The sequence below is a fragment of the Pseudomonas sp. FP2254 genome, from assembly GCF_030687695.1.
GTDB lineage: Bacteria > Pseudomonadota > Gammaproteobacteria > Pseudomonadales > Pseudomonadaceae > Aquipseudomonas > Aquipseudomonas quebecensis.
On the sequence record NZ_CP117444.1, the window covers coordinates 920,077 to 941,446 of the forward strand.

A 21,370-nucleotide genomic window follows, 5' to 3' on the forward strand; every position below is an offset into this window, starting at 1 on the left:
CGGCTATTGGTGTGTAACTCGTTCAAGCCATTGCAAACGTTTGCCGTAGGAAAAATCCCAATCAAAGGCTGCACGTTTGCAGCAGGGCGGCATTCGCCCTGCGCAATCCGGTTATTTTCTTATGGGGTAATACTGACGCCCGAGAACACGTTGCGGCCGAAGGGGCTGACTTTGAACCCTTCGACTTTGACGCTTAACGGCTGGTTGACCGTCGAGTGGGCGACTGGCGTGATCGGCACCTGCTGCTTGAGCAGTTGCTGCGCCTGTTTGTATAGAACAGTCCTTTGTTCACGGTCGGTTACGACCTTGGCTTGCTTGATCAGCTTGTCGTACGCCGGGTCACACCACATCGAGTAGTTGTTCCCGCCGATGGCGTCGCAGCTGTACAGAGTGCCCAGCCAGTTGTCCGGGTCACCGTTGTCGCCGGTCCAGCCGATCAGGCTGACATCGTGCTCACCGTTCTTGGTGCGCTTGATGTATTCACCCCACTCGTAGCTGACGATCTTGACCTTGAGGCCGATCTTGGCCCAGTCGCTTTGCAGCATCTCGGCCATCAGCTTGGCGTTGGGGTTGTACGGACGCTGCACCGGCATCGCCCACAGGGTGATCTCGGTGCCTTCCTTCACGCCGGCGGCCTTGAGCAGTTCCTTGGCTTTTTCCGGGTTGTAGGCGGCGTCTTTGATAGTGTCGTCGTAGGACCACTGGGTCGGCGGCATGGCATTGACCGCCAATTGCCCGGCGCCCTGGTACACGGCGTTCAGAATGCTCGGCTTGTTCACCGCCATGTCCAGCGCCTGGCGCACTTCAAGCTGGTCGAAAGGCTTGTGGCGCACGTTATAAGCGATGTAGCCCAGGTTAAAGCCGGGTTTGGTCAGCAATTGCAGGTTCGGGTCGGCCTTGAGCGCATCGACGTCGGCGGGACGCGGATGCAGGGTCACCTGGCATTCGCCGGCCTTGAGCTTTTGTACACGCACCGATGCGTCGGTGTTGATGGCGAAAATCAGTTGGTCGAGCTTCACGCGGCTCGGGTCCCAGTACTGTTTGTTGGCCACGTAACGGATCTGCGAGTCTTTCTGGTAGCGCTGGAATACAAACGGCCCGGTACCGATCGGCTTCTGGTTGATGTCGCTGGGCTTGCCTTCTTTGAGCAGTTGCTCGGCGTATTCGGCCGACAGGATTGCGGCGAAGCTCATGGCGATGTTTTGCACGAACGCGGCGTCCACCGTGTTCAGGGTCATCACCACGGTGTACGGGTCGGTTTTCTCGACCTTGGCGATGTTCTTGTTCAGGCTCATCCCGTTGAAGTACGGAAACTCAGTGGGGTAGGCCTTGCGGAAGGGATGTTCAGGGTCAAGCATGCGGTTGAAGGTGAACAGCACGTCGTCGGCATTGAAGTCGCGCGTCGGCTTGAATTCCTTGTTGCTGTGGAACTTCACCCCTTCACGCAGGTGGAAGGTGTAGGTCAGGCCGTCGTCGGAAATATCCCATTTGGTCGCCAGGCCGGGCACCACGTTGGTCTCGCCTTTTTCAAACTCGACCAGGCGGTTATACAGCGGCTCGGCCGCGTCGTTATCGGTGGCGGTGGTGTATTGCGCGGTGTCGAACCCTGCCGGGCTGCCTTCGGAGCAGAACACCAGGCTCTTTCTGTCGGCGGCTTGGCCCATCGTGGCCACGGCCAGCAGGCTGGTGCCAAAAATTGCGGATAGAACGGTGGTATGGCGCATGACGATCCCGATCCTTGTTTGTAGTTGTCATCAGCGAGCAATCGCCCTGCCTTTCGGGCAGGGAAACATCACTGATCCCACGCACAGCAAGTGACTTTCCCAAATGGGTATCTCTGCTGTCCTACGACGTTATGGGTCGCGGACTTCGCAGTAAATGCGCCAAATCGGATTGACCTTGTAGGCAACGGAGTCGCGCATCGCAGTTCGTTGCTGTAGGACGCAACGGATGTGAGCGTGGTCTGTTTCCTACCGGCCTGGCAGATGCAATAACGGCGACGTTATGAAGCGTCGCCGTTATTGATCCTTACTTGCCGCTTACGCTAACGCCATAGAACGAGTTCAGGCCGAATGGGCTGATCTTGAAGTCCTGCACGGTGTTACGCATGGGTTGATACACCGTCGAGTGCGCGATAGGTGTCATCGGGACTGCATCTTTGAGGATATGTTGCGCCTGCTTGTACAGCTCGGTGCGTTTAGCGACGTCGGAAGTGGCCTTGGCCTCCTTCACGATGCCGTCGAATTTCTTGTCACACCACTTGGAGAAGTTGTTGCCGGACAGCGAGTCGCAGCCGAACAGCACGTTCAGCCAGTTGTCCGGGTCACCATTGTCGCCGCTCCAGCCAATGATCATGGCCTGGTTCTCGCCGCCTTTGGAGCGCTTGATGTACTCGCCCCACTCGTAGCTGGTGATCTTGACCTTCAGGCCGATCTTGGACCAGTCGTTCTGCAGCATCTCTGCCATCAGCTTGGCGTTCGGGTTGTACGGACGCTGAACCGGCATGGCCCACAGCACGATTTCGGTGCCTTCCTTGACGCCGGCTTCCTTGAGCAGCGCCTTGGCTTTCTCAGGGTCGTACTTGGCATCTTTGATGGTGGTGTCATAGGACCACTGGGTCGGCGGCATGGCGTTGACGGCCAGTTGCCCCGCGCCCTGGTAGACGGAGTCGATGATCTGCTGCTTGTTCACCGCCATGTCCATCGCCTGGCGCACGCGCAGGTCAGCCAGCGGGTTGGGCTGGTCGCTGCCCTTGACCTTGTCCATGACGTTGTAGGCCACGTAGCCCAGGTTGAAACCGGCCTGGTGCGGCAGTTTCAGGTCCTTGTCTTCGCCCAGTGCCTTGAGGTCGGCCGGACGCGGGAAAAGGGTGATCTGGCATTCGTTTTTCTTGAGCTTCTGGATGCGCACCGACGGGTCGGTGGTGATGGCGAAGATCAGGTTGTCGATCTTCACGTCTTCAGGCTTCCAGTAATCCTTGTTGCCGGTGTAACGAATGTTGGAGTCTTTCTGGTAGCTCTTGAACACGAACGGGCCAGTGCCGACAGGCTTCTGGTTGATGTCCGCAGGCTTGCCTTCTTTTAACAGCTGGGCTGCGTATTCGGCCGATTGGATCGACGCGAAGCTCATGGCCAGGTTCTGGATAAATGCCGCATCCACGGTGCCAAGGGTGAACTTGACGGTGTGGTCATCGATTTTCTCGATGTTCTTGATATTGGTGTCCATCCCCATGTCCGTGAAGTACGGGAACTCGGTAGGGTAGGCCTTACGGAATGGATCGTCTTTATTGATCATCCGGTTAAAGGTGAACAGTACGTCGTCGGCCGAGAATTCACGAGTGGGCTTGAAGTACGGGGTGGTATGGAACTTGACGCCTTCACGCAGGTGGAAGGTGTAGGTCAGGCCATCCGGGGACACATCCCAGCTGGTGGCCAGGCCAGGCACCACGGCGGTGCCGCCGCGCTCGAACTGACTGAGGCGGTTGAACATGGTTTCGGCCGAAGCATCGAAGTCTGTTCCGGTGGTGTACTGGCCTGGATCGAAACCGGCCGGGCTCCCCTCGGAGCAGAACACCAGGTTAGCCGCCGCGTGGGCGAAAGGGGCCGCGGCCATAAGGCCAGCGCTGACTAATAGCGGAAGGACTGCGTGTTTAAGCATGTTGGCCTCATGATTTGTTGTCATTTTTGGTGGTGAGGGCGACCTCGTGAGTCGGCCTGCGGATACTTATGCAGGCGCCATACCCATTGCAAGATGTTGAACAGTTGCAAGGCGGAAAGAGTGGTACGAACGTACAGGAATGTCGCAATTATGAAAGTTTCGACATAATTGCACGTCTTTTGAGGGTTTTTTCGGTGCAGCGGCCGCACCAAAAAAGCCCCACCGAGGCGTCTAGCGCACTCGGTTGGGGCGCGGTTGTTACTTCTTCAGACTCACCCCGTAGAACGGCGTCAGCCCAAATGGGCTGATCTTGAAGTCCTGGACCTCCTTGCGCAGGGGTTGGAAAACCGTCGAGTTCGCAATAGGCGTTATAGGTACTTGTTCCTGAAGGATTTTTTGCGCCTCTTGATACCACTTGATGCGCTGCTCGCGGTCGTTGCTGACTTTGGCCTGCTGCACCAGTTTGTCGTATGCCGGGTTACACCATTTGGCGTAGTTGCTGCCCTTGACCGCGGCACAACTGTAGAGCACGCCCAGCCAGTTATCCGGGTCGCCGTTGTCGCCGGTCCAGCCATAAATCATCGCGTCATGCTCGCCATTTTTGGCGCGCTTGATGTATTCGCCCCACTCATAGCTGACGATGTTGGCCTTGATGCCTACTTTGGCCCAATCCTGTTGGATCATTTGCGCCGACATGCGCGCGTTTGGATTGGAGGCGCGTTGCACGGTCATCGCCCACAAATCGATGGTGGTACCTGGTGCAACCCCTGCTTCTTTTAGTAGCGCCTTGGCCTTGGTCGGGTCGTAGGGCGCGTCCTTCACCGATGGGTCATAAGACCACTGGGCCGGTGGCAGCGCGTTCTGCGCCAATTGTCCGGCGCCCTGATACACCGCCTTGATGATGGCGGGTTTGTCGATGGCCATGTCCAGCGCCTGGCGCACCTTGAGCTGGTCCAGCGGCGGGTGCGTCACGTTGTAGGCCAGGAACCCCAGGTTGAAACCGGCCTGTTGCAGTACGCGCAGGTTGGGGTCCTGTTTCATTATTTCGATGTCGGCCGGGCGCGGGTAACCGCTGACCTGGCATTCGCCGGCCTTGAGTTTTTGCAGGCGCGAGGCGGCGTCGGGGGTGATAGCGAACACCAGGTTGTCGAGTTTTACGTCCTCGGGTTTCCAATACTGTTTATTGGCGACGTAGCGAATCTGCGAGTCTTTCTGATAACGCTTGAATACGAACGGCCCGGTGCCCACCGGTTTCTGGTTGATGTCGGCCGCCTTGCCTTCCTTCAACAGCTGCGTGGCGTATTCGGCGGACTGCACCGAGGCGAAGCTCATGGCCAGGTTTTGCACGAACGAGGCGTCGACGTTGTTCAGGCTGAAACGCACGGTGTGATCGTCGAGTTTGTCGACGTGCTTGATCGTGGTGTTCAGGCCCATATCGGTGAAATACGGCGACTCGGACGGGTAAGCCCTGCGGAACGGGCTTTGCGCATCCAACAGGCGATTGAAGGTAAACAACACATCGTCGGCATTGAAGTCGCGGGTCGGCGTAAAGAAGTCGGTGGTGTGGAATTTCACCCCTTCGCGCAGATGAAAGGTGTAGGTCAGGCCGTCGCTGGACACCTCCCAGCTTGTCGCCAGGCCAGGTTCGACTTCGGTACCGCCGCGCTTGAACTGGGTCAGGCGGTTAAATACGGTTTCGGCGGAGGCATCGAAATCGGTGCCGCTGGTGTACTGGCTGGGGTCGAAGCCGGCGGGGCTGGCTTCGGAGCAATAGACCAGGGTGCTGGCAGCGTGGGCGAGAGGCATGAAAGCCAGAAGGCTTGCAGCCAGGATCAGCGGTTTCAAGACGGTTCTTTCCATGGAGACTCCTGAAGTGGCAGGCGTATAAAAGCTGCCCGAACGAAAACGGCGGTCACCGAGGTTACCGCCGTTCAGGGGAGTCAAGTAAGAAGTTATTCGCCGGTTTTATGGATTGGCTGTGACGCTGACATCGATTGTGGTGGGGGCCGCTTTGCCGATCTCATATAAGCTGTTCGACTGATTACCCTCGCCAATCGTGAAGCTTCTCTTGATGGTTACCTGTACGCCGGGAACGCGGTTGATGTCTTGCTCCGGCATAGAGAGGTGCCCTTCAGAGGTGACATGGACCTTCGCCAGGTTGCGGGAGGAGTCATAATCAATCTGAAAATGGGTATTGTCAGCACCGTAGTAGTAGCCTTCCTGCAGTCCCGCCCCCCCATGCAAATCAGCGATGGCAGGGAAGGTAGAGCCTTGATGGGCCACCTCGGAGATGCGGGCCCGCAATTGAGCATCGGGAATTACCGCCTCGAACTGCGCCAACCTTGCTCGCTGGATACCCTCTGACGTGCCGGCTACGGCGTCCAGTTTCGTGGTCACTGACAGACCGTTTTCTGTAGTGGTAACGGTGTAAGGACAACGATTGATATCGAGGACAAAGTTGGGTGAGTACTCGCTGGAACTGAGTTCCGTCATTTGTGCTTTCTCTCCAGGCTCGACAGCGAACCCGGTTTCGTCGATGTTCCAAGAGGTGTTAAACCTTCTTTTAACGAGCCCGTTTTCCTCGAAGTTCCTGCTGGAGAGTTCGAAGTTGGTTCCCGCTCTTGCTCTCAAGACTTCATCGAGTTTTTCGGCTCCGGCCATTTTTTTACCATCAATTTCGAGGAATTCATCGGCGAAGGTGGCAGGAGTCTTTGGATCATCACTGGGCGTTGGCGAAGCCCGGCGTTGCCATGGCCACACAACGCCGCCATCGGCGGCAGCGCGAGCCCATCCGCCCTTGCCGTCTGAGTGCACTATCATCACAGGCTTGCCGTTGGCAGAATCAATGATCTGCGCGTAGTCGTTGCTGAGTTTGAAGTTGCCTTTAATCTCGTACACCTTGGGCGTTCTTGTTGCGTCGGTATAACGGATATACCAATGGTCTGCTCCGGCGCTGTCTTTGACTTGATACATGCCTTTGGAATTTGGCTGCATGCCTTCAATAAGCCCTTCGCCATCTGGTACGGCATATGCGCTGATATCGGCGGCCTGGGACGGGCGCAAGCGATTGGCCGGGCTCTGTTCGATGCCGCGCTCGGTCACAGTCGGCTCGCGGGGTGGCAGCGCTTCTCCCAGGGTTTTTCCCGCAGCGACCTCGCCCTTGGCCAGGCGGGTGGCACCGCCGGCGATGACGGGCAGCGCATTCAGCACACCGAACACGATATGGTCGGCCCCACCTGGCTTGCCATGCCTGAGGTCATCGGCGCCCACCCCGACTTCCACCGCGCCGGCGGCGACGTAGTACAGCTCCAGGCCCACCGCCACTTCGGGCATGACCATGGCGAGCGGGGTCATCATTAAGGCGACTTTAGTGGTGGTCTCCAACACTTCCAGGATCGTGGCTTTGGTGACATCGCCGTCGGTGGTGATTTCGGTTTCGGCATCGGCGTAGGAGCGCGCTTTCTGACGCTGGGTCATGACATCGAACGGGTCATCGGACAGCGTTTCGATGGTGATAAACGTTTGCGGGTCGAATTCGTTCAGGCGTTCGAGAAACCCGGCATCGGGAGCGTCTTTTTTCGACCAGCCGCCGAGCCCGACCAGTGTTTGATTGACCCCGTCGGAGAAATGTCGATCAGCCTGGTCACGCAAGGGGAAATGCATCGACAGGGCTTCGCGCTTGACCGGGTCAGCGGCCTGTTCAGCCAGCCAGCGCTTCATCTGCGCCTGGCTGTCGAAGGTATGCAGCGGCGAAGAATTACCGGGGATGTACAGCAAGGTACGGGTAGCGGGTTTGCCGTCGGCATCGAATCGAGGGGTTTTGTCGGTGATGCAGAGCAGGTCCGTGGACTTGAAGCCATTGATGCTCAGCAGCCCGACTTCCACGCTTGGGTCCTGGGTGGTGGCCGGGGCCAGGTCGTCCAGCTTGAGGTTTTCCCAGGTCGTATTCGGCGGCAGGCCGGCGGCGCGCATCACCAGGTTGGTGTCACTGGCGCTCAAGCTGTCGTTTTCAAATTGACTGAGGGCCGCGCCCACCAGGGATGCCTTGCTCAGTTGTGCGTATTTGCCCTCATGGGCGGGCCAGAACTCGTTCAGGAATTGGGTGTACGGTTTGCTCAGTTCGGTGTTCCACACGATGTCTCGAAACGCCGCTGGCGTCTGCCTCAGCAGGTTGCGACTGTTATAGACCTCCCTGTCGCCAGGTTCTGCCCCGACAAATATGCCTTCATAAGTCCTCTGTCGCCGCGCCAGCGTGTCAATTTCATCCACGACCGCCGGGAGAGGCAGCAAAGGCGCCAGCCGACCAAGCCAGGTGTGCAGGGTGGACCGCTGCTTTTCGAGCGGTGTCTGGTGTTCATCGTTTTTATTGGCGCGCTGTACGTTATGCAGTGCGGCCTGGGTCAGGGAAATCTTATTCAGAACTTTGCCGCCCCTGGGCTGTGGCTGCTTGGGGTCGTAGTTCAAGGTCACGATAAACGTATTGTCGGGATCGATGTCCTTGCCCCAGCGCGTCTTCAGCTCTGACCTGATAATCTCGGCGGTACTCTGACTGGGGGTTTTGAACCCGTCTTTGGCTTTCCAGATGTATTTCTCTACCCCCGGGTTATACGGCAGGCCCGGTATCAGTGTTTGGTGATGATTGCGCCGTTTGGCACTTTTGCGGCGAGGTTGATGTTCAGCGCCCACCGTGTCCGCCTGCAGGTATGGGGTCGCTGACGTGTGCGACGAATCGGATACGGTTGTCGGAATAGTGGTGGTGGCAGGGGTAATCATTCTGTATCGATCTCCGTAAATGAGCCTCCCTGGCGTTCAGGTGTTCGATAGGTGCGTGGGAAATGAGCGCGCGGACGTTCCGGCGTGGGCGTTGTGCGTGTTCACAGGAATGTTGCAAGGGACATCTATGGACATAGATCAGATGGCGGGAGTGCGCGGCCGCCGTGACTGAGGGCGCGTGCCAACCGTGCCGCCGGGCGTCGGCGGGGCGTGGAGGTGTGTAACGTGCGATGTGCCCTGATCAAGGCGGTTACATTTACTCCAAGGGGGCGCAGCCATGAACGAGTGCATAAAGCGGCGAAACGGGCACGCATTGCGCGGTAACAAGCCCGTTCGCCTCAGCCGTGCGCTTACTGCAGTACTTCGATGGTTCCGTCGGCGCTCATGCTGACCTTGCTGGTGCCGGCTTCCACTTCCGGGGTCGGCGCCGAATCCATCAAGGCCCCCTTCATCATCATCGCGCCGCGCTCATACGGCTGTGGATAACCGTTGGTGTTGAAATTCAGGTTGACGATCTTGTAACCCTTGCCCCCCAGTGCGTCGGTGGCCAGTTGAGCGCGGGCCTTGAACGCAGCGACCGCGTCCTTGAGCAGCGCATCTTCGCTGGCTTTGCGGGTGGCGTCGGCGATGGCGAAATCCATGCCGCCCATTTTCAGGGTGTTCAGCAATTCACCTGTCAGTTTGGAGAGCGCCGGGAAGTCCGCGCTTTCCAGGCGCAGTTCGGCGCGTTCGCGCCAGCCGGTGATCTTCTGGGTTTTGTTGTCGTAGATCGGGTAACTGTTGCGGCTGCCCTGGCGCAGGGTCACGGCTTTGACTTCGCGGGCCTGGCCCAGCGCCTGATTCACGGTGGTGGTGATGTCGGCGGCGAGCTTGGCCGGATCGGTGTTCTGGGATTCGGTATAGAGCGTGACGATCATCTTGTCGCGGGCCACTTCCTGGCTGGCCTCGGCGCGCAGGGAGATCTGGTTGTAGTGCAGTTCATCGGCTGCCATGGCCGAAAAGCTGGCCAGGGCGCCGGCGCTGAGGGTGAGGATGGCTGCGCTGCGAGTGAAACGAGACATGGAAGCTCCTTAGGGGGGTCGTATCGGTATGACTGTAGACGGTAGTAACGGGTTCTTCGGGTTTATGAATTGGAAAAAGTTTAAAGCCGCAAGCAAGCGAAGGGCGAGGCGAGTTCTTGCCGCGTTACCTCGCGCCTTGCAGCTACGGCGCCCGGTGCGTCAAAGAGCCACACACCCAATGCCCGAGGCGACGCTTCGTTTATACTGCTGCCGATCCGCCTGCAGCGCTCACCGGGAGAGCTCATGCTCGCCGCCGTAAAACTGACTTCCGCCACCCGCCAGAACCTTTGGCGCCTGACGTTCATCCGTACTCTGGTACTGGCCGCCCAGGCCGGTTCGGTGGGGCTTGCCTATTGGTTCGACCTGCTGCCGCTGCCCTGGCTGCCACTGGGCGTGACCCTTGGGTTTTCCACGGTGCTCTGCGTGTTTACCGCGATCCGGCTGCGCACCACCTGGCCGGTGACCGAGCTGGAATATGCCCTGCAACTGGCCTGCGACCTGTTTATCCACAGTGTGTTGCTGTATTTCTCGGGTGGCTCTACCAACCCCTTCGTTTCTTATTATCTGGTGCCCCTGACGATCGCGGCAGTGACGTTGCCATGGCGCTATTCCGTGGTGCTGTCGGGGATCGCCCTGACCCTTTATACCCTGCTGCTGGCCCAGTTCTACCCGCTGCAGACCTTCCCCATCGCCCGGGAAAACCTGCAGATCTATGGGATGTGGCTGAGCTTTGCGCTGTCCGCCGCCGTCATCACCTTTTTTGCCGCGCGCATGGCCGAGGAATTGCGTCGTCAGGAAGAACTGCGCGCCATTCGCCGTGAAGAGGGCCTGCGCGATCAACAATTGCTCGCCGTCGCCACCCAGGCCGCCGGCGCGGCCCATGAATTGGGCACGCCGCTGGCGACCATGAGCGTACTGCTCAAGGAAATGACCCAGGACCACCACGACCCGGCCCTGCAGGACGATTTGAGCGTGCTGCAGGAACAGGTCAAGCAGTGCAAGCTGACCCTGCAGCAACTGGTGCGCGCCGCCGAAGCCAATCGCCGCCTGGCCGTGGAGATGCAGGACGTGACGCAGTGGCTCGATGAAGCCCTGAACCGCTGGCACCTGATGCGCCCCGAGGCCAGCTATCGCTTCCACCTGCTGGGGCAGGGCACGGTACCGCGCATGGCGCCGCCACCGGACCTGACCCAGGCGTTGCTCAACCTGTTGAACAATGCCGCCGACGCCTGCCCCGAAGGGCTTGAAGTGCAGTTGGACTGGAACACCGAAGATCTCACCATCAGCATTCGCGACCACGGCGCGGGCGTGCCGCTGGCGATTGCCGAGCAGATCGGAAAACCATTTTTTACCACCAAGGGCAAGGGCTTCGGCCTCGGCCTGTTTTTGAGCAAGGCCAGCGTGACCCGCGCCGGCGGCTCAGTGAAGCTCTATAGTCATGAGGAAGGTGGCACGCTCACCGAGCTGCGCCTGCCCCGTGTCGCACGAGGAGATATCGATGAGTGATGAGATCCAAGTCGAAGGCGAAGAACTGCCGCACCTGCTGCTGGTAGATGACGACGCTACGTTTACCCGCGTGATGGCACGTGCCATGAGTCGTCGCGGATTTCGCGTGAGCACCGCCGGGTCCGCCGAAGAGGGCCTGACCATCGCCCAGGCCGACCTGCCGGACTACGCCGCGCTCGACCTGAAAATGGACGGTGACTCCGGCCTGGTGCTGCTGCCCAAGCTGCTGGAGCTGGACCCGGAAATGCGCGTGGTGATCCTCACCGGCTACTCCAGCATTGCCACCGCTGTCGAAGCCATCAAGCGCGGCGCCTGCAACTACCTGTGCAAACCGGCGGATGCCGACGACGTGCTGGCCGCGTTGCTGTCCGAGCACGCCGACCTCGATACCCTGGTGCCGGAAAACCCGATGTCGGTGGACCGCCTGCAGTGGGAACACATCCAGCGCGTGCTGACCGAGCACGAAGGCAATATCTCCGCCACCGCCCGTGCCCTGGGCATGCACCGTCGCACCCTGCAACGCAAGCTGCAGAAGCGGCCGGTCCGACGCTGAACCTAAGCTGAACAACCCGCTTCAGGCCGCACGGAGCCCCGAACCGATCACCTAAGATCGGTTCGAACGCCTGTCATATCTTTCCTACCGAGCCTGAACGATGAATCAGAACGCTGAATATTCCGCGGTCAACGATGCGCTGCGTGGGCATTTCTTTCGCCGAACGTGGGCGATGATCACGCCTTATTGGCGCAGCGAAGAGAAGGGCAAGGCCTGGTTGTTGCTGGCAGTGGTGATTGGCCTGTCGCTGTTCAGCGTGGCAATTTCCGTGTGGCTCAACCACTGGTACAAAGACTTCTATAACGCTCTGGAAAACAAGGACACCGCGGCCTTCTGGCAACAAATCCTGTATTTCTGCGGGATCGCCGCCGTGGCGATTCTCGGCGCGGTCTACCGTCTTTACCTCACTCAGATGCTGACGATTCGCTGGCGTGCATGGCTGACCGAAAAGCACTTCGCCCGCTGGCTTGGCCACAAAAACTACTACCAGCTGGAGCAGGGGGGTTATACCGATAACCCGGACCAGCGGATTTCCGAAGACCTCAATAGTTTTACCCAGAACACCCTGAGCCTTGGCCTTGGGTTGCTGCGCAATGTGGTCAGCCTCGTGTCGTTCTCGGTCATTCTGTGGGGCGTGTCGGGCAGCATCGAAGTGTTCGGCATCACCATCCCCGGCTACATGTTCTGGTGTGCGTTGGTCTACGCCGGTGTCGGCAGTTGGCTGACCCACCTGATCGGTCGTCGTCTGATCGGCTTGAGCAACCAGCAGCAGCGCTTCGGAGCGGACCTGCGTTTCTCCATGGTGCGGGTGCGCGAGAATGCTGAAAGCATTGCCCTGTACAACGGCGAGCCCAACGAAAACCAACGCTTGAGCGCACGGTTCGGCAAGGTCTGGCATAACTACTGGGACATCATGAAGGTGTCCAAACGCCTGACGTTCTTTACCGCCGGCTACGAACAGATTGCTACCGTCTTTGCGTTTATCGTGGCTGCCCCGCGCTATTTTTCCGGCAAGATCGAGTTGGGTGAGCTGATGCAAATCAACTCGGCCTTCGGCAACGTACAAGGCAATTTCAGCTGGTTTATCAGCGCGTACGCCGACCTGGCCAGCTGGCGCGCCACCAGCGACCGTCTATTGAGCTTTCAACAGGCTATGACGGAAAACGAACAACGCCCGGCGGCCATTGATGTGAGCGCGCAGGGCGAGCGTCTTGTCGTGCAGGGGCTGGGCATGAATCTTATGGATGGTCGCCACCTGCTTACCGATGCCAACCTGATCGTTGAACCGGGTCAGCGCATCATGCTCAGTGGCCGTTCCGGCAGTGGCAAAAGTACCCTGCTGCGCGCCATGGGGCAGCTCTGGTCCGCAGGTCACGGCAGCATTCGTTTGCCGGCCAGGCGTTACCTGTTCCTGCCGCAGAAGCCTTACCTGCCGATCGGCACGCTGAAGGCGGTGTTGAGTTATCCACAGGACGCCGGCGTCTACTCGGCGCAACGTTATGCACAGGTCCTTGAAACGTGCCGCCTGCCGCATCTGGTAGGGCAGCTGGATGAGGCCAACCACTGGCAACGCGTGCTCTCGCCGGGCGAACAACAGCGCCTGGCGTTTGCCCGCGCCTTGCTGTTCGCGCCGCAATGGCTGTACATGGACGAAGCCACCTCGGCAATGGATGAGGAAGATGAGGCGACGTTGTACCAGGCGCTGATCGATGCGTTGCCGGGGCTGAGTATCGTCAGCGTCGGCCATCGCAGCAGCCTCAAACGCTTTCATGGTCGGCATGTGCGCATCGAAGGCGGGTGGCTTCAAGAGCAATCCATCTCCTGAGACCCAATGTGGGGGCCAACAAAAAGCCCGGTTGATCATCGATCAGCCGGGCTTTTCTATTGCTTGAAAATGACTTACTTCTTCAAACCGTAATGCTCATCCAGCATGCCTGGAGCATCCGCCGTTTTCGGCGCGTAGTCCCGTGGCGGTTCCTGGTTTTCCCGGGGTGGGGTCAGGCGTTCCCGTGGTGTCTGCGGTGCATCGGAGTGCAGCGCGGCCAGCAGGCGCTGGCGAGTGATGTCGTCGAGGGCCAGGCGGTTAGCGCCATCGGCGAGATGATCCTGTACTTCCTGGTAGCTCTGGGTGAGCTTCTTGACCAGGGTCGCGGTGCTATTGAAGTGGGTAACAACCTCGTTCTGATAACTGTCAAAACGTTCCTGGATGTCATCGAGCTGACGCTGCGTGCGGTTAGGCGCGGCATTCGGCAGCAGGCGAGCAACCAGGAATCCAATGGCGACACCGGCAACCAGGGCAAGAGTCGGCAACAACCAAACTAAGAGCGAGTGTTCCACGAGTCCTTCCTCTATAAACGGCTTTGCTTTACGTTAACGGCTCGGACCTGCGCTGTATACCGCGATTAAGCTCGCAATGATGTCATGCACAGATTTTTAGCTAGACGAGTCGACCCATTGAGAGGTCACGGAGTTCATTCCTTGCTCATGCGCGAAACCCCCGTTTTGATCGATGGCCCGGTAGGCCAATTGGAAGCCCTGTACCTGGATCAGCCCGAACCACGTGGCCTCGCGCTGATCTGCCACCCTAACCCGGTGCAGGGCGGGACCATGCTCAATAAAGTCGTGTCGACCCTGCAACGCACCGCGCGCGATGCCGGTTTGATCACGCTGCGTTTCAATTACCGCGGCGTCGGCGCCAGTGCCGGCAGCCACGACATGAGCAGCGGCGAAGTGGACGATGCCGAAGCGGCCGTCACCTGGCTGCGGGAAAAGCATCCTGGCCTGCCGATCACCTTGCTCGGGTTTTCCTTTGGCGGCTACGTGGCGGCGAGCCTGGGCGGGCGCCTGGAGGCCAAAGGCGAAAAACTCGCGCACCTGTTCATGGTCGCCGCTGCTGTGATGCGCCTGAGCGATAACGATGTGCTGCCCCAGGACTGCCCGTTGACCTTGATCCAACCGGAAACCGACGAAGTGGTCGACCCACAGTTGGTCTACGACTGGTCCGCCGCCTTGAAACGCCCCCATGAGCTGCTGAAAGTGGCAGAATGCGGGCACTTTTTTCACGGCAAGCTCACCGATCTCAAAGATCTGGTGCTGCCGCGTCTCTCGAATTGATAGCAGTCTGATAAGCGATTACCCATGACGACTCGTACCCGTATCCTCACCGGCATCACCACCACCGGCACGCCGCACCTGGGCAACTACGCCGGTGCGATTCGCCCGGCCATCCTTGCCAGCCAGGACGCCAATGCCGATTCCTTCTACTTCCTGGCCGACTACCACGCCCTGATCAAATGCGATGACCCGCAGCGCATCCAGCGCTCGCGCATGGAAATCGCCGCGACCTGGCTGGCCGGTGGCCTGGATGTGAACCGGGTGACCTTCTATCGCCAGTCTGACATCCCGGAAATCCCCGAGCTGACCTGGCTGCTGACCTGCGTCGCCGCCAAGGGCCTGCTCAACCGCGCCCATGCCTACAAGGCCTCGGTGGATAAGAACGTGGAGACCGGCGAGGACCCGGATGCGGGTATCACCATGGGCCTGTACAGCTACCCGGTGCTGATGGCGGCGGACATCCTGATGTTCAACGCGCACAAGGTGCCGGTGGGCCGCGACCAGATCCAACATGTGGAGATGGCCCGCGACATCGGCCAGCGTTTCAACCACCTGTTCGGCAACGGTAAGGAATTCTTCACGATGCCCGAGGCGTTGATCGAAGAAAGCGTTGCCACTTTGCCGGGCCTGGATGGCCGCAAGATGTCCAAGAGCTACGACAACACCATCCCGTTGTTCACCAGCGCCAAGGATATGAAGGACGCGATCTCGCGCATCGTCACCGACTCCCGCGCGCCGGGCGAAGCCAAGGACCCGGACAATTCGCACCTGTTCACCCTGTACCAGGCCTTTGCCACGCAGGCCCAGGAGCAGGCGTTCCGCGACGAACTGCTGCAAGGCCTGGGTTGGGGCGAGGCGAAGAACCGTCTGTTCCAATTGCTGGACGGCCAGTTGGGCGAGGCCCGCGAGCGCTATCACCAACTGATGTCGCGCCCGTCGGACATGGAAGATCTGTTGCTGGTCGGGGCGAAGAAAGCCCGCGCCGTCGCGGCACCGTTTCTTGCCGAGCTGCGTGAGGCGGTGGGCCTGCGTTCGTTCGTGAACCAGGCTGCGGCGCCGGTCAGCGCCAAAAAGAAAACCACCAAAACTGCGCGTTTCGTGAGCTTTCGCGAAGATGACGGCAGTTTCCGTTTCCGCCTGCTGGCCGCCGATGGCGAACAGCTGCTGTTGTCGCGCCATTTTGCCGACGGCAAGGCGGCAGGTGCGGTGACCAAACAACTGCAAAGCGGTGACGCCCTTGACGTGCGCACCGATGGCCTGCGCTTCAGCGTATGGCTGGACGGCGCCGCGGTAGCCGACAGTGCCGAGTTTGCCGACCCTGCGTCGCTTGACGCGGCCATTGAGGCCCTGCGCATCGCGTTGGCCCCCCTCGAGGATTAACCCGACCAAGGGTTGATTGCCATTATCCAGGGCCGTCGTTACAGTGACGGCCCGTTTTTGTTGCCTTGCTAACGAAATTATGACGCCCCTAGAACGATATCAAGCTGATCTGAAACGCCCTGAGTTCTTCCACGACGCGGCTCAGGAAAATGCGGTGCGTCATTTGCAGCGCCTGTACGAGGACCTGCTTGCAGCTTCGCAAAGCAAGCCAGGGATGCTCAGCAAGCTGTTCGGCAAGAAAGACCATACGCCGGTCAAAGGCCTGTATTTCTGGGGCGGCGTGGGCCGTGGCAAGACTTATCTGGTCGACACCTTCTTTGAAGCGCTGCCGTTCAAGGAAAAAGTCCGCACCCACTTCCACCGCTTCATGAAGCGCGTGCACGAAGAGATGAAGACGCTGCCGGGCGAGAAAAACCCGCTGACTATCATCGCCAAGCGCTTTGCCCAGGAAGCCCGGGTGATCTGTTTCGATGAATTCTTCGTCTCCGACATTACCGATGCCATGATTCTTGGCACCTTGATGGAAGAGCTGTTCAAGAACGGCGTAACCCTGGTCGCCACCTCGAACATCGTGCCTGACGGTCTGTACAAGGATGGTCTGCAGCGCGCGCGCTTCCTGCCCGCGATCGCGCTGATCAAGCAGCACACTGAAATCGTCAATGTGGACAGCGGCGTCGACTATCGCCTGCGTCACCTCGAGCAGGCGGAGCTGTACCATTTTCCGCTGAACGAAGCGGCTCACGAAAGCTTGCGAAAGAGCTTCCGTGCCCTGACGCCGGAATGCACCCAGGCGGTGGAAAACGATAAGTTGGTGATCGAAAATCGCGAAATCATCGCCCTGCGCACCTGCGATGACGTGGCCTGGTTCGAGTTCCGCCAACTCTGCGACGGCCCGCGCAGCCAGAACGACTACATCGAACTGGGCAAGATCTTCCACGCGGTGATCCTCAGCGGCGTGGAGCAGATGAGCGTGACCACCGACGACATCGCGCGCCGGTTTATCAACATGGTCGACGAGTTCTACGACCGCAACGTCAAGCTGATCATCTCGGCGGAAGTGGAACTCAAGGACCTCTACACCGGCGGTCGCTTGAACTTTGAATTCCAGCGCACCCTCAGCCGTTTGCTGGAGATGCAGTCCCACGAGTTCCTCGCGCGCGGGCACAAACCCTAAGTGTGAGAGGGGGCAAGCCCCTCCCACATTGGCTTACGCAGCTTGCTGGAATTGCTGGCGGTATTGGTTCGGCGATAACTCGGTGTGTTGGCGAAACAACCGCGCAAAGAAACTCGCATCGTCGTAACCCACCTCATAGCTGATGGTCTTGATGCTCTTGCGGCTGCCCGAGAGCAGGCCCTTGGCCGTTTCGATGCGCAGGCGCTGCAGGTAATGCAGCGGCTTGTCCCCGGTGGCGGTCTGGAAGCGGCGCATGAAGTTGCGGATGCTCATACCGTGTTCCCGGGCGACATCTTCGAAGCGGAATTTGTCGGCGAAGTGCTCTTCCAGCCAGTGCTGGATCTGCAGGATGATCACATCCTGGTGCAGTTTCTGCCCGCCAAAGCCAATGCGGCCAGGTGAATAGCTGCGCTGCACTTCGTAGAGAATGTCGCGTGCCACGGCCTGGGCGATATTGGCGCCGCAGAAGCGTTCGATCAGATAAATATACAGATCGCAGGCCGACGTGGTGCCGCCGGCGCAGTAGAGGTTGTCGGCGTCGGTGAGATGTTTGTCCTGATTGAGCTGGACCTTGGGGAAGCGTTCGCTGAAGGCGTTGAAGAAGCGCCAGTAGGTGGTCGCCTCCTTGCCATCGAGCAGGCCGGCTTCGGCGAGCCAGAACACCCCGGTGGCTTCGCCGCACAACACGGCACCGCGTGCGTGTTGTTCGCGCAGCCAGGGCAACACTTGGGGGTAGCGGGCGCACAGGGCGTCGAAGTCATCCCAGAAGGCCGGTAGAACGATGATGTCGGCGTCTTCCAGGCCGCCATCCACCGGCATGATCACATCACTGAAGCTGCACACCGATTTTGCATCGGGGCTGACAAGACGCGTTTCGAACGCCGGGGTCAGACCCAGGCCTTGCTGCTTGCCATAGCGCAGGCTGGCCAGGTGAAAGAAATCCTTGGCTTGCATGAGGGTGGACGCGAATACCCGATCAATGGCCAGAATGCTGACGCGCCGCAACGGCGTGGAGATTTGGTTAGACATAATTTCATTTATTCTTATAGGGGAAAGTGGTCACCAGACGGCTGGATCGTCTTATTTTTTGTCGCATGTGTCCAGTGTCCCGTGACGCTTGGGCGGCATAGGCTCTGTGGGTTCGTTCTTGTCCGACAATCCACACAGGTGCCCCATGATCCCGAGAACCTTGTTCAGTCCAGACCACGAACTGTTTCGCGAGAGCGTGCGCACTTTTCTCGAAAAAGACGCCGTGCCTTTCCATGGCCAATGGGAAAAGCAGGGCTATATCGACCGCAGCCTGTGGAGAAAGGCGGGGGAGGCGGGCTTGCTGTGCTCTCATCTGCCGCAAGCCTACGGCGGCCTCGACGCTGACTTTCTCTACAGCGCCGTGGTGATCGAGGAGATCGGCCGGCTGGGCCTGACCGGGATCGGGTTCTCCCTGCATTCGGACATTGTTGCGCCGTACATCCTGCATTACGGCAGTGAGGCGCTGAAGCATAAATACCTGCCCAAATTGATCAGCGGCGAGATGGTCACCGCCATTGCGATGACCGAACCCGGCGCCGGGTCCGACCTGCAAGGGGTCAAGACCAGCGCCGTGCTTGATGGCGATGAGTATGTGATCAACGGCTCCAAGACGTTTATTACCAACGGCTATCTCGCCGACCTGGTGATCGTGGTGGCCAAGACCGACCCCAAGGCCGGCGCCAAGGGCACCAGCCTGTTTCTGGTAGAGGCCGATACGCCGGGCTTCGCCAAGGGCAAGCGCCTGGAGAAGGTGGGCATGAAGGCCCAGGACACCTCGGAGCTGTTTTTCCAGGATGTGCGGGTGCCCAAGGAAAACCTGTTGGGCCAGGCCGGCATGGGCTTCGCCTACCTGATGCAGGAATTGCCCCAGGAGCGCCTGACCGTGGCGATTGGCGCGTTGTCGTCCGCCGAGGCGGCGTTGGCGTGGACACTGCAATACACCCGTGAGCGCAAGGCATTCGGCAAGGCGATCGCCGACTTCCAGAACACCCGTTTCAAACTGGCCGAGATGGCTACTGAGATTCAGGTCGGCCGTGTATTCGTCGACCAGTGCATGGCGTTACACCTGGAAGGCAAGCTGGATGTGCCTACGGCGGCGATGGCCAAGTACTGGGCCACGGACCTGCAATGCAAGGTGCTCGACGAGTGCGTGCAGTTGCACGGCGGCTACGGGTTCATGTGGGAGTACCCGATTGCCCGCGCCTGGGCGGATGCGCGGGTGCAGCGGATTTATGCGGGGACCAACGAGATCATGAAGGAGATTATTGCGCGGTCGCTTTGATTTTTTGCTGGTCTTGAATGCGTCATCGGGGGCAAGCCCCCTCCCACATTGGAATGCATTCCAAGTGTGGGAGGGGCGGTGCGACGATTCGACTTGCCCCCGATAGCGGTCTACAGATCGATCAAGGCGCCGGATTCGGATGATCCTTCTGAATCGCCTCAATCCCTTCCAGTACTTCCTTCGACAGCTTCAGATCTGCACTGGCGATGTTGCTGTCCAGTTGCTCCAGCGACGTTGCGCCAATAATGTTGCTGGTCACGAACGGTTGCTGGGTCACAAATGCCAATGCCATCTGCGCCGGGTCCAGGCCATGCTCACGCGCCAGTGCCACATAACGGCTGCACGCCGCCTCCGACTGCGGGTTGAAGTAGCGGCTGAAACGGCTGTATTCGGTCAGGCGCGCCTTAGCCGGGCGAGCACCGTTTTCATATTTGCCGCTGAGCATGCCGAACGCCAGGGGCGAGTAGGCCAGCAGGCCGCATTGTTCGCGAATCGCGACTTCCGCCAGGCCCACTTCAAAGCTGCGGTTGAGCAGGTTGTACGGGTTCTGGATCGACACCGCGCGCGTCCAGCCCCGGGCTTCGGCCAGGGCCAGGAATTTCATGGTGCCCCAGGGGGTTTCATTGGACAGACCGATGTGACGGATCTTGCCGGCCTTGACCTGTTCGTCCAGCGCTTCGAGGGTTTCCTCAAGCGGCGTGAGGTCGTCTTCGTCCTTGTGCTTGTAGCTCAATTGGCCGAAGAAGTTGGTGCTGCGCTCCGGCCAGTGCAACTGGTACAGGTCGATCCAGTCGGTCTGCAGGCGTTTGAGGCTGGCGTCCAGTGCGTCGACGATGTGTTTGCGGTTATGGCGCAGGTGGCCGTCGCGGATGTAGTCGATGGTGTTGCCGGGGCCGGCGATCTTGCTGGCCAGGATCCAGTCGGCGCGGTCGCCACGGCTCTTGAAGTAACGACCGATGTAGCGTTCGGTGGTGGCATAGGTATCGGCCTTGGGCGGCACCGGGTACATTTCCGCGGTGTCGAGGAAGTTGATCCCTGCGGCCTTGGCTCGCTCAATCTGCGCGAAGGCCTCTGCCTCGCTGTTCTGCTCGCCCCAGGTCATGGTGCCCAAGGCTATCGCGCTCACGTTCAGATCCGTACGGCCCAGCTGTCGATAATCCATCGGGTACTCCTGTCGGGGAAAACAATCATAAAAGCAGGTTGAATTTTTTTTCGCAATCTGCATAATTGCCCACCTCTTTCTGCAGTGGAAGTGATGCGCCGCCTGCCGAAGAATCTTGCCGTTGAACGGACGCGCTGACCCGAGCCCCCGATAGCGTCTGTATCCGGCTGCCTTTGACTTGTCAAAGTACGCACTATTCAGTAAGATCCGCCGTCTAATTTACAGGGCGGCCCCTGAGGCTATTAAAGAATGACAACTTTTACTGCAAAACCGGAAACAGTTCAGCGCGACTGGTTTGTCGTCGACGCCGCTGGTCAGACCCTGGGTCGTCTGGCCACTGAAGTCGCCAGCCGTCTGCGTGGCAAGCACAAGCCTGAGTACACCCCTCACGTTGACACCGGTGACTACATCGTGATCATCAACGCTGAGCAGGTACGTGTTACCGGCAACAAAGCGCAAGACAAAATGTACTACCGTCACTCCGGTTTCCCAGGCGGTATCAAGTCTTCCAACTTTGAAGGCCTGATTTCCAAGAAGCCTGAAGCCCCGATCGAAATCGCGGTCAAAGGCATGCTGCCGAAGGGCCCACTGGGTCGCGATATGTTTCGCAAGCTGAAAGTCTATGCGGGCGCTGTCCACCCTCATGCTGCTCAGCAGCCCCAAGAACTGAAGTTTTAAC

The 21,370-nt window shown here is 59.3% G+C and carries 16 protein-coding genes; 8 read left to right on the forward strand and 8 right to left on the reverse strand.

The annotated features are described in order from the left end of the window. Window positions 1–119 precede the first annotated feature (119 nt). The 5 genes from PSH94_RS04030 to PSH94_RS04050 form a co-directional block, all read right to left on the reverse strand. The gene (locus tag PSH94_RS04030) at window positions 120–1,664 is read right to left on the reverse strand and encodes an ABC transporter substrate-binding protein (RefSeq protein WP_370694760.1); all 1,545 of its coding nucleotides are present in this window, start codon (window positions 1,662–1,664) and stop codon (window positions 120–122) included. 364 nt (window positions 1,665–2,028) lie between these two features. Next, window positions 2,029–3,657: an ABC transporter substrate-binding protein gene (locus tag PSH94_RS04035; RefSeq protein WP_305436561.1), complete on the reverse strand. Its 1,629-nt coding sequence runs from the start codon at window positions 3,655–3,657 to the stop codon at window positions 2,029–2,031. Between the two features lie 258 nt (window positions 3,658–3,915). Further along, window positions 3,916–5,517: an ABC transporter substrate-binding protein gene (locus PSH94_RS04040; protein WP_305436562.1), complete on the reverse strand. Its 1,602-nt coding sequence runs from the start codon at window positions 5,515–5,517 to the stop codon at window positions 3,916–3,918. Window positions 5,518–5,622: 105 nt separating this feature from the next. After that, window positions 5,623–8,430: a dermonecrotic toxin domain-containing protein gene (locus PSH94_RS04045; RefSeq protein ID WP_305436563.1), complete on the reverse strand. Its 2,808-nt coding sequence runs from the start codon at window positions 8,428–8,430 to the stop codon at window positions 5,623–5,625. Between the two features lie 350 nt (window positions 8,431–8,780). Next, window positions 8,781–9,491, reverse strand: coding sequence for an SIMPL domain-containing protein (locus PSH94_RS04050; RefSeq protein ID WP_181080596.1), 711 nt, complete (start codon window positions 9,489–9,491; stop codon window positions 8,781–8,783). A gap of 243 nt (window positions 9,492–9,734) precedes the next feature. Between PSH94_RS04050 and PSH94_RS04055 the strand changes: the two genes are divergently transcribed. From PSH94_RS04055 to PSH94_RS04065, 3 genes are all read left to right on the forward strand, one after another. Next, a complete protein-coding gene (locus PSH94_RS04055; RefSeq protein WP_181080597.1) occupies window positions 9,735–10,997 on the forward strand; it encodes an ATP-binding protein in 1,263 nt (420 codons plus the stop codon). Beyond that, window positions 10,990–11,550, forward strand: a complete 561-nt coding sequence (locus tag PSH94_RS04060) for a response regulator transcription factor (protein ID WP_003171731.1) — start codon at window positions 10,990–10,992, stop codon at window positions 11,548–11,550. The genes PSH94_RS04055 and PSH94_RS04060 overlap by 8 nt, the downstream gene beginning before the upstream one ends. 100 nt (window positions 11,551–11,650) lie before the next feature. Then, window positions 11,651–13,375 (forward strand): ABC transporter ATP-binding protein/permease, encoded by a 1,725-nt coding sequence (locus tag PSH94_RS04065; RefSeq protein WP_305436566.1) that lies wholly within the window; start codon window positions 11,651–11,653, stop codon window positions 13,373–13,375. Window positions 13,376–13,449: 74 nt separating this feature from the next. Here the strand turns inward: PSH94_RS04065 and PSH94_RS04070 are convergent, their stop codons facing one another. Further along, a complete protein-coding gene (locus PSH94_RS04070) occupies window positions 13,450–13,887 on the reverse strand; it encodes a YhcB family protein (RefSeq protein ID WP_034095870.1) in 438 nt (145 codons plus the stop codon). Between the two features lie 147 nt (window positions 13,888–14,034). Here PSH94_RS04070 and PSH94_RS04075 point away from each other — a divergent pair, with 147 nt between their 5' ends. The 3 genes from PSH94_RS04075 (at window position 14,035) to zapE (ending at window position 17,218) form a co-directional block, all read left to right on the forward strand. Further along, a complete protein-coding gene (locus PSH94_RS04075; RefSeq protein ID WP_181080599.1) occupies window positions 14,035–14,664 on the forward strand; it encodes an alpha/beta hydrolase in 630 nt (209 codons plus the stop codon). 24 nt (window positions 14,665–14,688) lie between these two features. Next, on the forward strand, window positions 14,689–16,044 hold the full coding sequence (locus PSH94_RS04080; RefSeq protein ID WP_305436567.1) for a tryptophan--tRNA ligase: 1,356 nt from the start codon (window positions 14,689–14,691) through the stop codon (window positions 16,042–16,044). 79 nt (window positions 16,045–16,123) lie between these two features. Then, complete coding sequence (gene zapE / locus PSH94_RS04085) at window positions 16,124–17,218, forward strand: cell division protein ZapE (RefSeq protein WP_305436568.1); 1,095 nt, start codon at window positions 16,124–16,126, stop codon at window positions 17,216–17,218. A 33-nt stretch (window positions 17,219–17,251) separates the two neighbouring features. Here the strand turns inward: zapE and PSH94_RS04090 are convergent, their stop codons facing one another. Further along, complete coding sequence (locus tag PSH94_RS04090; protein ID WP_181080651.1) at window positions 17,252–18,148, reverse strand: GlxA family transcriptional regulator; 897 nt, start codon at window positions 18,146–18,148, stop codon at window positions 17,252–17,254. Window positions 18,149–18,392: 244 nt separating this feature from the next. Here PSH94_RS04090 and PSH94_RS04095 point away from each other — a divergent pair, with 244 nt between their 5' ends. Further along, complete coding sequence (locus tag PSH94_RS04095) at window positions 18,393–19,529, forward strand: acyl-CoA dehydrogenase family protein (RefSeq protein ID WP_305436569.1); 1,137 nt, start codon at window positions 18,393–18,395, stop codon at window positions 19,527–19,529. Between the two features lie 121 nt (window positions 19,530–19,650). Here the strand turns inward: PSH94_RS04095 and PSH94_RS04100 are convergent, their stop codons facing one another. Then, window positions 19,651–20,691: an NADP(H)-dependent aldo-keto reductase gene (locus tag PSH94_RS04100; protein ID WP_181080603.1), complete on the reverse strand. Its 1,041-nt coding sequence runs from the start codon at window positions 20,689–20,691 to the stop codon at window positions 19,651–19,653. Window positions 20,692–20,940: 249 nt separating this feature from the next. On the opposite strand from PSH94_RS04100, the gene rplM reads away from it, so the two are divergent. Then, entirely contained in the window at window positions 20,941–21,369 is a 429-nt protein-coding gene (rplM, locus tag PSH94_RS04105; protein ID WP_003171742.1) for a 50S ribosomal protein L13, read from the forward strand. The last annotated feature ends 1 nt before the right edge of the window (window position 21,370 follow it).